The sequence below is a fragment of the Klebsiella sp. JN_Kp122 genome (genome assembly GCF_040062085.1).
Lineage (GTDB): Bacteria > Pseudomonadota > Gammaproteobacteria > Enterobacterales > Enterobacteriaceae > Klebsiella > Klebsiella aerogenes.
Map to the genome: position 1 here is coordinate 194,548 of NZ_JBEAHW010000018.1, position 10,600 is coordinate 205,147.

Annotated in this window: 10 protein-coding genes and 2 pseudogenes; 5 read left to right on the plus strand and 7 right to left on the minus strand. The window is 47.4% G+C overall.

Features of this window, described 5'->3' with window-relative positions; all coding sequences use genetic code 11:
* Positions 1–74 precede the first annotated feature (74 nt).
* Positions 75–989 (minus strand): kdo(2)-lipid IV(A) palmitoleoyltransferase, encoded by a 915-nt coding sequence (lpxP, locus tag ABLU78_RS07340; RefSeq protein ID WP_015366130.1) that lies wholly within the window; start codon positions 987–989, stop codon positions 75–77.
* Positions 990–1,909: 920 nt separating this feature from the next.
* Between lpxP and ABLU78_RS07345 the strand changes: the two genes are divergently transcribed.
* The gene (locus ABLU78_RS07345; protein ID WP_015705796.1) at positions 1,910–3,097 is read left to right on the plus strand and encodes an HD domain-containing phosphohydrolase; all 1,188 of its coding nucleotides are present in this window, start codon (positions 1,910–1,912) and stop codon (positions 3,095–3,097) included.
* 74 nt (positions 3,098–3,171) lie between these two features.
* Positions 3,172–4,956: a diguanylate cyclase gene (locus ABLU78_RS07350; RefSeq protein ID WP_048228891.1), complete on the plus strand. Its 1,785-nt coding sequence runs from the start codon at positions 3,172–3,174 to the stop codon at positions 4,954–4,956.
* A 43-nt stretch (positions 4,957–4,999) separates the two neighbouring features.
* Here ABLU78_RS07350 and ABLU78_RS07355 read toward each other — a convergent pair whose 3' ends face one another.
* Positions 5,000–5,428 carry a glycine zipper 2TM domain-containing protein gene (locus ABLU78_RS07355; RefSeq protein WP_015366127.1) on the minus strand — a complete coding sequence of 143 codons (429 nt, stop codon included), beginning with the start codon at positions 5,426–5,428 and terminating at the stop codon, positions 5,000–5,002.
* Between the two features lie 75 nt (positions 5,429–5,503).
* The gene (locus tag ABLU78_RS07360) at positions 5,504–5,914 is read right to left on the minus strand and encodes a hypothetical protein (protein WP_072383772.1); all 411 of its coding nucleotides are present in this window, start codon (positions 5,912–5,914) and stop codon (positions 5,504–5,506) included.
* A 215-nt stretch (positions 5,915–6,129) separates the two neighbouring features.
* Between ABLU78_RS07360 and ABLU78_RS07365 the strand changes: the two genes are divergently transcribed.
* Entirely contained in the window at positions 6,130–6,693 is a 564-nt protein-coding gene (locus tag ABLU78_RS07365) for a PAS domain S-box protein (protein ID WP_348820339.1), read from the plus strand.
* Positions 6,660–7,157: a GGDEF domain-containing protein gene (locus tag ABLU78_RS07370; RefSeq protein WP_348820341.1), complete on the plus strand. Its 498-nt coding sequence runs from the start codon at positions 6,660–6,662 to the stop codon at positions 7,155–7,157. The genes ABLU78_RS07365 and ABLU78_RS07370 overlap by 34 nt, the downstream gene beginning before the upstream one ends.
* Positions 7,158–7,500: 343 nt before the next feature.
* Here ABLU78_RS07370 and ABLU78_RS07375 read toward each other — a convergent pair whose 3' ends face one another.
* Both ABLU78_RS07375 and ABLU78_RS07380 read right to left on the minus strand, forming a co-directional pair.
* Positions 7,501–7,926 carry a tetratricopeptide repeat protein gene (locus tag ABLU78_RS07375; protein WP_046883171.1) on the minus strand — a complete coding sequence of 142 codons (426 nt, stop codon included), beginning with the start codon at positions 7,924–7,926 and terminating at the stop codon, positions 7,501–7,503.
* Between the two features lie 14 nt (positions 7,927–7,940).
* Positions 7,941–8,867: pseudogene (locus tag ABLU78_RS07380) on the minus strand (RHS repeat-associated core domain-containing protein); the annotation flags it as partial.
* Positions 8,868–8,993: 126 nt separating this feature from the next.
* Here ABLU78_RS07380 and ABLU78_RS07385 point away from each other — a divergent pair.
* Complete coding sequence (locus ABLU78_RS07385; protein ID WP_015705801.1) at positions 8,994–9,593, plus strand: DUF4291 domain-containing protein; 600 nt, start codon at positions 8,994–8,996, stop codon at positions 9,591–9,593.
* 63 nt (positions 9,594–9,656) lie between these two features.
* Here the strand turns inward: ABLU78_RS07385 and ABLU78_RS07390 are convergent, their stop codons facing one another.
* Both ABLU78_RS07390 and ABLU78_RS07395 read right to left on the minus strand, forming a co-directional pair.
* A complete protein-coding gene (locus ABLU78_RS07390) occupies positions 9,657–10,151 on the minus strand; it encodes a hypothetical protein (protein WP_015705802.1) in 495 nt (164 codons plus the stop codon).
* A gap of 6 nt (positions 10,152–10,157) precedes the next feature.
* Positions 10,158–10,600: pseudogene (locus ABLU78_RS07395) on the minus strand (type IV secretion protein Rhs); the annotation flags it as partial.

The following is a 10,600-nucleotide window of genomic DNA, read 5'->3' on the forward strand; positions in this document are numbered from 1 at the left end:
TCAACAAAAAGTATGATCCGGCTCACGTTAACGCAACTGCGGTCATTTTGAAAGCATGGAGCGCAAGTGTTGTACTAATATACCGAGGTTTCGCCAAGCGGGCGGGTTTTGAACCGGCGATGCACCCACAGGTATTGCTCTGGTGCACGCAGGATTTCTCGTTCGATGACCTTGTTGATATAACTGGCGGCAATCTGTTTATCTTCGCCGGGGTAATCATTCATCACTTCACTGATATGCAGGCTGTAGCCTTTTCGATCCAGCTTGCGCACCATACTGATACTCAGCATTTTTGAACCGGAGAGGCGCGACAGCACCCAGGTACCATTAGTCGTCGCCGCCTGCGGAACCGAGAAGAACGGCGCAAATACGCTGCCCTTCGGGCCGTAATCCTGATCCGGCGCAAACCACACCGCCTCACCGGATTTCAGCGCATGCACCAGCCCGGAAAGATTACGGCGGTCGATCATTGCTTTATTCGAGCGCAAACGAGCGCGAGTCTGCACCCACTCCATAAGCGGGCTATTGTGCGGGCGATACGTCGCCATCATCGGACGACACAAGCCCATTGCTCGGCCGCCCAGCTCCAGTGACATAAAGTGGATGCCAACAACCATCACGCCTTTATCGGCGCTGAGCGCATTGTTCAGATTGGCGATGCCTTCGACGTCAAACCACTTCTTAACGCGTTCATCGCTCCAGAACCACGCCATACCCGTTTCAATAAGCCCCATGCCGAGGGACATAAAGTTCTCTTCCAGCAGCTTTTCACGAGCCGCGCTGGACATCTCCGGGAAGCACAGCTCAATGTTACGCCGGGCGATATGTTCCCGACGCTTCAGGAAGCGACGCGATAGCCGCCCTGCGCTGGTGCCGAGCGTATGTAAAACGGGATAAGGTAGTTGGACGATTAACCAAAGAATGGCCAGGCCAAACCAGGTCACCCAATAGCGGGGAAGCAGTAGATTTTTTTTAAAGGCGCAAGACATGGTTTTTCCTGTAAACATTAAAATATAGGGTAACGCTTAAGGAAAAAACGAGTCCTTTCATCCGTCATTAGGCGATACAACGAGTAAGACAATAGTAATCCTGGTAAATTCACGGCAGCAAGAAAAAATTGCACTTAACGCTAAAATACATAATAGATACACAGATGTTACAAAATGTAAAGTGAAAATGAAGTCCGTTCATTCATATTTACGCTGATAATCATTTTCGCGCTAATGATTTTTTCCGATATAGGAATGAACTTAAACTGCTATCTGGCGATTTTACAAACACAACTTCACGCAGGCCACTGCTGACGCCGCCTCCCGGCACATCACAGCCCGAACTCAAACGGTCAACAAACATTTAAGCATCGAATGCATTCACTAAAAATCATCACTGTAGATAATAATATTTACAGGATACACTGACTCATTAAAATTTTAGTTATTGTGAAATATAAATAAGAACAGGATTATTTATGCTTACTGATGAATACTGACAAAAGTATATAATTGAGACTAATAGTCACGTTTGCAACAATATAAATTATGCCATAACTGTTATTTTTCGCCCTTTTCAGGCAATAAAACTCCATGACCAATGCCTCCTCGCCAAATAGAGGCGAACAAAACAGGAGAGCGGATTTGCACATACTCCAACCCGCCCTTACAGCGCCGCGAAAGGTGATGTAAAAGCAATCAGTTCTCATCACAGGTAGATATGAATCAAACTGTGAAGAGATTCATCACGCTATTACCACAATGAAAGCGACTATGTGAGCTAAAATGAGTTGTTCACATAAGTTGGGTGGCGTTTGAGTCTGGCGTCGATTCACCTGTCAGGCGCCAGGGGGATTTGATCGTGCTTGCCGGCGCCACAGGATTAACGGCAACAGCGGATTGCATGGACGGAGAGAAAAATGCGTATTGCCTTAAAGTCGGCTTTAATGCTGGTCACGCGCGTCATTAACGCCATCAACCCAAGGCTGGATCTGCATCTACAGCGCACGGCGCTGATAAGCTACAAATTATCGCTGGCGTTGGATCTTCCTGCGTCGCAACAAAAAACCATCTTTCTGGCTGCGCTGCTACATGATATCGGCGTGCTTGGCGATAAGCGGCGCATTGATTCGCTAAACGCGATAGACAACCTTTATGACCCGCACCAAATCCGTGGCGTACAGATGCTTGCCGGGCTGGATACTTTTACCCCTATCAGCCCTATTATTGGCGATCACCACTTCAGCCCAAGCCGCAAAGGCAATCTGGAGCAGCATATCGTCTATTTCGCGGACTGTTTTGAGCGTCTACTCCCTTCGCAAGGCGTCGTTGCCCCGGACCAACAAAGTGCTCTCATCGCCCGCTTTGTCGCTGACTATCGCGACATCGATCCTCCACTTTGCGATAGACTATGCGAATTGGCGCAACACCCTACCTTCTGGCGCCATATGCAAGCAGAGCATATTCAGCGGTTGCTGGAGATCGTCGGGCCGATTAATGACGTATATATTGACATCGATGGTCTAAAAGATATTTGTTTGTTGATCGCCAAAATTGTCGATACCTACAGTAGTTTCACCGCCAGCCACAGCATCATGGTTGGCGAAATTTCTTATGCCCTCGCCGTCTATATGCATCTGCCGCCGCCGGTGTGCCGCAAAATTGAAATTGCCGGCTATTTGCATGATATCGGCAAAATATATATTCCACTGGCGATCCTCGAAAAACAGGCTGAACTTAGCGATGACGAAGCACAATTGATCCGCGAGCATAGCTATATGACCGGTGAAATATTACGAGATTTCACCGATCTGGCGGAAATCATAGATTGGGCCGCTAACCATCATGAGAAACTCGATGGCAGCGGCTACCCGCTGAATTTAAATCATCGTTATTTACACCTTCCGGACAGAATTATCGCCGTTGCGGATATCTTTACCGCGCTCGTTGAGGATCGCCCGTATCGGCTCGGTATGCCATATCAGGAGGCGTTACAACTTATAGAAGCTGATGTTATAAATGGCGCTCTGGATAACGATGTGTATCTTGTATTGCGCCAGCATGCCCAGGCGCTACATCACCTCGTCACCCGCATACCGCGCGTCTGAACCTTCCGGTTGGCTACGGGGCTCTATAATAAAAATACCCATTTCTCGTTCATCTGCCTGCAAGGAAATACCCGGTGAGAATCGCCACCATGACTAACTGGGCCTACGGGATCACCGTAGGGCTGACCATTGCATCCGGTATGGCGATGCTAATCGCTTCCGGCGCCGATCGCGCTGAACGCCAGGCTGTACAACAACGGGATACGTTCGTTCGTCTCGCCGATGAGGTAGAACGCGACGCGTGGGAGCTTTCGGATCTCGTGCGACTGTATGTCATCGAAAAACAACCGGAGACGCTGCAACAGTATCGTCAGCAGGTCCAAACGCTCGAATCAATTGAAAACCGATTGCTTAAACTAAAAGATGTTGGCGCCAGCCAGCAGGAGCTGGCGCTGTTGCACGATGGTCTGCGTATTGCCGATGAATTACAAGATGAACAGCAGACCGCCATCGAACGCGTCGCTCATGGCGAAGAGAAAGAGGCGATTTTGCAGGTTTACGGTAAGCCTTATGAGCAGGAGCTGGAGCGGGTGCAAACGCAAATCGATCATTTCCGCCTGCTGCTGGAAGGACGAACAAACAACGCCATGCAGCAAGCGACTGAAAAATCACGCCTCTGGCGGACGCTTTCGGAAGCGATGGTTGGCCTGACCGCCTTGATGTTTTTATTTGTTCTCGGCTTTATTCTCAAACGCCGGGTGCTCACCCCTGTGGTACGACTCAGCGATGTGGTACAGCGTCTGGCATCGCAGGATTATGCCGTCGAACCACCGCACTTCAAACAGATTGATGAAATCGGCGATATGGCGCAGGCGATCCGTATCTTTCGCGAAAATGGCCTTGCCCGCCAGCGTCTTGAACAACAACGCGATGCCGACTGGGCCGTTCGTGAACTGCTGGCGCGAATGACTCAACGCTTGCAGGGATGTGAATCATTTGAGGATGTGGTGAAGGTCGCTGAACTTTTCGCCCCCAATATCGCGCCGGACGTTCCTGGCCGACTGTATATTCTTGATACCGATCCCTGGCAAATGCGCTGCGTCGCGCAGTGGCTTTCGCCGCCGGACGAGGCGGCCGTGTTTTATCCCGATAAGTGCTGGGCAGTACGTCGAGGCCTGAGCCATCCGCCGGTTAACGGCGAACCGGACATCGCCTGCTATCATCTGCCGCAAGAATGCAACGAGCAATCATTGTGCGTTCCACTTATCGCGCAGGGTGAAGCCATTGGCCTGCTCTCTTTTCGTAATGTCACTAGTGAGACAGCCCCCTCTCGCGCTTATCTTGAACTCATGGCGGAAGCGTTGGGCCTGGCGCTATCCAACCAGCGTCTGCGCAATGCTCTGCTGGAAAAAGCGTTGTTTGATTCTCTGACCGGGTTGCGAAACCGCCATCATCTTGAGGAAGCGCTGCATACGCAGATGAATCTGGCGGTGCGCAACAACAGCCCGCTGAGCTGCCTGATGATCGATATCGATCACTTTAAGGCGGTTAACGATAATTACGGCCATGAGGCGGGCGATCTGGTGATTAAAAACGTCGCGGCGATCATCCAGCGCGCGGTACGCGATCTTGGCCTGGCATTCCGCTATGGCGGCGAAGAGTTTTTGGTGCTGCTTTCCGGCAGCGATGAGGCCAGCGCAGAAGCCTGCGCGACTGAAATCTACAACAACGTGAGAAATATGACTTTACGCTGCGGGCTGACGGATATAGGCCAGGTGAATGTCTCTATCGGTATCGCCAGCTATCCGCAACACGCGCAAAGCGACAGCCTGCTACGTGCTGCAGATGCCGCGCTGTATCGGGCGAAAGAGCTGGGACGTTCGCGGATTATCCGCTTTGATATGCTGAAATCAGCATAACGTGTCACGCCAACCGGGAGTATATTGGCTCCCGCTTGGCGCATTACACCGATTTATCCACCCGAGTATCATTTCCCGACGTCAGGATACGCACCTTATCTCCCTTGTTGAAGATAAGCCGACCGTCGTAACCCTGTAGCACCTGTATCACCTGCCCACTATTGGTTTTGATTAGCAGTTCAACCTGCTGAGCGCCCTGCTGCCGATCCTGGTGATAGCGTGAAGCGCCAGCTCCGGCCAGAGCGCCTGCGGCGGTCATTGCCGTCTGGCCTTTTCCGTTGCCGAACTGATGGCCGACCACGCCGCCCAGCGTTCCTGCCGCGAGCGTACGAAGCGGCTGGCGCTGATGCGGAGTACTAATAATATGGCTTTCCTGTACGACGCCATAATCAACCAACGTTTTAGTCCCGGCGACGCCAGCCTGGCTAAACAACGCGGCCATTCCCAGCGCAATAAAGAGAAACTTCTTCATGATGACACCCTTGTCTTTTCATTGAGGAAAGTCATTAGCTATGCTCCGCTGGGTAGCGGAGCATGCGAACGTTGCTTAGTTGAGAGCCTGCTGCAGATCTTTTTTTACCTGCTCACGTTGTTCAGCCGTCAGCACCTGATTAATGCCGAAGTAATATTTCACGCGGTAATAACGCGTCTGCTGATCCAATTGCGCAAAAGCGGCTAGCTGCTGTTTTACTTTCGCATCGTCCCATTTACCGGACTGAATCACACCAACCAGAGCACCATCCTGGTAACCACCAATTTTGATATTTTTGAGGTTTGTTTCCAGCTCCTGACGCAGGGCCTGAATTTTGCTGACCTGATCGTTGCTCAGCTTGAGATGTTGTACCACCGGGTCCTGGGATAACGGCGGCACTTCGGCTGTCGTCGCGGCCTGAGCGGCAACGGAAAGACCCGCAGTCATCACTACGGCGGCCAGGGTGTTACGCAAGAAAGTATTCACGATAAATTGTCCTTAATACGCTTTATAAAGAGTGCGGATTATTACCTCCGGAATATGATCCATCTGTAACTAAGCGTTAAATTTAAATCTGAACAAATTTACAATAGATTTTATTTAATAGATAAAATAGCCGAGATGTCAGCAGCGGATCTTTTTTTAACTACACTTATTGCTAAATTGGTTGAATATTCTCTTCGATTCATCAGGAACGCCTTATGTCTCCACGTAGCGCCAGCGATCTGTACGCCGAAATGAAAAATATGTCAGTAGAAGAGCGTATTCGCTTTTTCTCGCTTTCGCTTGCGGAAATGCATCGTGAGCTACAGGAGAGCATCAGCGAGATTGAGTCGATGCAGCGAGCGCTGGCCGAAAGCGAGGAGAACCATCGACAGCTGGTTGAGACTGCACAGGATGCGGTGATTACCATCAATCATGCTGGGGTGGTGATTAACTGGAACCAGGCAGCGGAAAGAATGTTCGGCTGGTCCGCAGGGGAGGCTATCGGCAACAACCTGGGCGAGATGATCGTGCCGGAAGAGTTTCGCGAGCAGCACGCGCGTGGTTTAATGCGCTTTCAGGCGGCTCAGCCGTCGAATATCCTTAATCGCACCATCGAAATTACCGCCCTGCATCGCACTAAAGGCAAGTTCCCTATCGAGCTGTCGATCTGGCCGCATCAACAATCAGGCAAGCAGATTTTTCCGCGTTTATTCGCGATATCACCGACCGTAAACAGCGGGAGCAGGTGGTCTGGCTGCATGCCAATTTCGACGCGCTGACCGGATTGCCAAACCGCAGGCTGTTGGTAAATCGCCTGGAGCTGGCGATTACTCAGGCCATTGCCAATGAGACAGAAGTGGCGCTGCTTTTTATCGATCTCGACCGCTTTAAGCCAGTGAATGACGTTTACGGCCACGCCGTGGGTGACGAACTGCTGCGGCTGGTGGCGTTCCGTCTACAAAGCGTTTTACGAGAAGGTGATACGGTGGCCCGCCTCGGCGGCGATGAGTTTATCGCTCTGCTCCCCGGTTTAAAAGCAAACGATCCGCTCCCCCGACAAACGGCGGAAAAGATCAACAATGCGTTAAACCAGTCATTTTTGATCCACGAGCATGTTATTACGATTTCCGGCAGCATCGGCATTGCGCTTTTCCCTCACGATGCCGCAGATGCCGATACATTGCTGAACAGTGCGGATAAAGCGATGTACAGTAGTAAGAAGGCGACGCCGCGAGAGAGGTAAGTAAGGTATTCAGCCGTTTCAGCGTCAAAATACTGGCCCTGAAAACGCAGCGGGTTGCTGATACGATCGGCGTAGATCTCCTCTTTTTCTCCCCATACGCCCGTCTTCTCTGACCACACTATCTCGCCCTGCAATGACGTCAGGCGGTGCTGCCGGCTGCCAGTATCAAAAATACCCTGTGCCGCCGGCTGGAATCTTTTTTCCCGACATTATTCCATTTGCTAAAAGGACTTTCGCATTGCAAAAACCACCAGTAGCGTGGATTTTTATCATTTAAAGAAATAGTTCTTACTCTCGCTAAAAAATAAACTCTCTCATTTTCGATTACTTTATAAAATTTCCACTATGCCCTTTTATTTAAAAAAAACTCAAGGTACTTCTTAGGTCTGCCTTTAAATGCTCTCTCTTTTCCATAGCTATAAGCATCGTTAAAATATTTGTAAGCTTCATCAAATTGTTCTAGCTCATAACAAACCATACCCAGATCGATCGATGGCGCTGTATCTATCTCCGACCCTCTCGTTTGCAACGTCATTTCGCCCCATTTTTTTGCCTCATTGTAATCACCAAGGTCAAAATAAGCGCTGAATATATTTGCGGAAATCCAGTTAGCAACTTGCCATTCTGGTTTTGGTTCAGGCAAAATATTCCAGGCTTTTTCATATTGTTCTAACGCCTGTGCATATTTTTTGTCATCATGCAACTCATTTCCTTTTTCAACAAAGGAGTTAACTTTGGATTCAATTCTTGGATTTTCGAGTTCTTTCATAGTGCAATACTCCTTTACTGGAAATACTGAGATTTTTCTTCTGGGCCAATAAAATCTCCAGAATGTTTATATCTGTCAGGAAGCAAGGCTCCCTGAGAGCGATTGTGACCATAATATTCAAGCTCATAATTTCTGGAGTCTCTCATAAAAGCTCTGACCTCACGAGATTTAGGTCCGTAATACCCACCTTTTTGGTTCCAATATTTAACTGCATCCGTTAAATGTGCCATATCAGCATCCTGTATACGGTACCATACTCCATCAGTTGAACTTTTAAACTGCATCCTATCACCAGAGCCTCTTATTCGCCCTTCACCTCGCATTCTTGCAATGACTTCACGTCCGGTTTTGCTATTTTTGCTGGGGGTTCTGCCCATGTATTTTTTTCGGCAACTCAGCCCCCACGGATCCACCCATCCCAGCGGGTTCGGCGCATACTGATAAACATTCAGCCCGCCGGCTAATCCAATCGGATCCTGGCTAATAAACCCCGCAATTTCAGGATCATAGTAACGATGTCGATTATAGTGCAGCCCCGTTTCAGCGTCAAAATACTGGCCCTGAAAACGCAGCGGGTTGCTGATACGATCGGCGTAGATCTCCCCTTTCTCTCCCCATACGCCCGTCTTCTCAGACCACACTATCTCGCCCTGTAATGACGTCAGGCGCACCGGCGCGCCGTTCGGGTCACAATGATAGTGCCAGCTCTCCTTCCTGCCCGCTTCCTGCGTCAGCAGCGCCAGCGGCTGAAAACTTCCCGGATAGTACACGTACTCGCGCATACTGCTGAACAGCGTTTCCTGCGCTTTCTGCCGCTGCAGCCGGCTGCCGGTATCAAAAATGCTCTGTGCCGCCAGCGGTTCGCGGGTGATAGTGACCGTTTCCCCCGCCAGCGCGTCGCCCTGCCAGTAGAACCAGCGCGTCTCTTCCGCCGTCTGCTTGATATATTATTATGAATTCTGTCGTAGCATTTTCTGGGAAAAGCCTGTTTCAACAATACGAAACATTTTTATCAGAGTAACTTTCCATGTATAATATCTATTTAATTAACTCAATTAAAACTATTGATGGAAAAGCATTTACCAAAGTACTCAATCCCAGAACGGCAAATTAGAGCCTTCTTCACAAAAGATTTTATCCGTGTCTATCAGGCATATTCCGATGAAATAGCTGATAGTGCGATTAAAAACAATACGTTCGTTTCTCCCCCATTTAGCCTGACTAGAATGACATGGATTAAGCCATCATTTTTATGGATGATGTATCGCTCTGGCTGGGGGAAAAAAGACAGCAATCAGACGAGAATATTAGCTATAGACTTGAGTCATGACGCATTCCAAAAAATTCTTCATTTAGGGGTGCCAAGTGATTATCATTCAGCATCAACCTTTCAAAATAAAGAAGAATGGCAAGATAAAATAAAGAATTCAGATATTATATTTCAGTGGGATCCTGAGAGAGATATTCATCTAAATAAACTTAATTACCGTACAATACAAATTGGAATTCGAAACCAAGCAGTCATTAATTTTTGTAATGAATGGATTGTTAATCTACATGATATCACCCATCAGGTACAGGAGATTCACAACCTCGTCTCTTTAGGGGATTTTTGCAAGGCGAAAACGCTTATCCCTACAGAAAAAACATATCATTTCCAACTTTAAATTAGTTTTAAATATTTTTCTAAATCGCCTGTAATGGACAGGCGACTTTAAACACCCATTAGCTCAACTAATTTTACTTAATTGTTTCATTGCGCTTTTTTTTATTTTTTCATTTTCTACCATAGCCAATCTTTCCAATTTTTCGATTGAGTTTTTATTTTTTATTTTGGCTAGCGCCCTAATACATTTATCTGCCAGAACATAATCCTCATCATAGTCTCTATAATTTAGTTCTAACAACGCCGCTTGATATAAGTATTCAACACTAGTCTCACTATGATAGTAATTTAGAATCGTTGCTAAATCCTCATGTTTTTTATGCCAATCAGCTATTATCAATTCATTCAATAAATCTATACACTTAAAATCATAATTAATAAGAGCTGACAAATATAAAAAAACATCAACTAATTCAGCATCTCTATTTTGACGAGCTAATTCAAGTTCATAGCATATGTTAAGTTCACCGTAAAATGCATTGAAATCATTATAAAATTTTGAGATATCAATTTCTCTTTTCATTAAAGAGACAATTAATTGTTTTTTATCAATTTTCATATGCTATTAATTTAACCTCTCGAATCGCTGAATCCCTTGATTGAATCTATCTAATGCCTTACCTTTACCTAATCCAATATTAATCTGTTCCCCTTCAGCTTTAAAGAATGCACTTGTCTCCTTCCATCCCTTCCCTACATCTGGCATGTCCGGATAAGTAATACTGGTAAGTACTGCTGAATCTTTAACCCCAATTGATTTTAGTTCTGATAATGCATCGTTTTTAAGGTAAAACCTCACTAAAACTCCCTCGTAATTCTCAGAGAATGCTCTTCTTGGTGAAATGAATGTTTCAGATGTTCCTCTTAATTTACCTGTAGTGCGTAAATACTCGAAATCTTCATGACTCATTGAACGATAAAATTTTGTTGTTCCACCACATGACTTAGCTAATCCCCACGGATCCACCCATCCCAGCGGGTTCGGCGCATACTGATAAACATTCAGCC